General features: G+C 34.2%; 2 protein-coding genes. Both read left to right on the forward strand.

What is annotated here, in order from left to right:
* On the forward strand, window positions 1-299 hold a 299-nt coding region (locus ACYVRA_RS08350; RefSeq protein ID WP_461252265.1), incomplete at its 5' end, for an META domain-containing protein.
* Between the two features lie 69 nt (window positions 300-368).
* Complete coding sequence (locus tag ACYVRA_RS08355) at window positions 369-509, forward strand: hypothetical protein (RefSeq protein ID WP_461252266.1); 141 nt, start codon at window positions 369-371, stop codon at window positions 507-509.
* Window positions 510-565: the final 56 nt, after the last annotated feature.

The following is a 565-nucleotide window of genomic DNA, read 5'->3' on the forward strand; positions in this document are numbered from 1 at the left end:
TAAACAGGGATAATAAACCAAGCTTGATTTATACTATCATGTTTAACGCGGAACGCTTCACCGGATTAGGCGCGTACAGCCGCTATTTTGGCCCATATACCGTAAAAAAAGATCATTCTCTTTTTCTAAAAAAGATAACCAGCACGCGCTTAGGTTCCAAATATGAAACTGACGGCTTTAATGAACGCGAATATTTTAAGTACATAGAAAGGGTAACCCGTTGGGAGATACGCGAAGAAAAGTTGGAACTGTATTCATCCGATGATAACGGCACTCAGGTAATTTTAACGTATTACTAAAATAATATGTTTTAAAATATATTACTAATAATTTTTTAGATTTTTCTTATATTTATTTACGGAGGAAGTATGAAAAACATTATGAATAAAACTGCTTTTCCGTTTTTTGCTTTGGGGTTGTTTTCCCACGCGAGCGACATTTTGGACTGTCCTTTGGACAAGGCGGACTTTAATGAGTTTAATGATAAACATGGTATCTTAATGAAGTAAGAATAGAAAATAAAATTATCAGCATAACCAGGGATAATAAACCCGTCTCAATTTAT

This window comes from Treponema sp. R8-4-B8 (genome assembly GCF_054786175.1).

Coding starts and splice junctions, on each gene's coding strand:
- ACYVRA_RS08355 (WP_461252266.1), top strand. CDS start 369: ATGAAAAACATTATGAATAAAACTGCTTTTCCGTTTTTTGCTTTGGGG.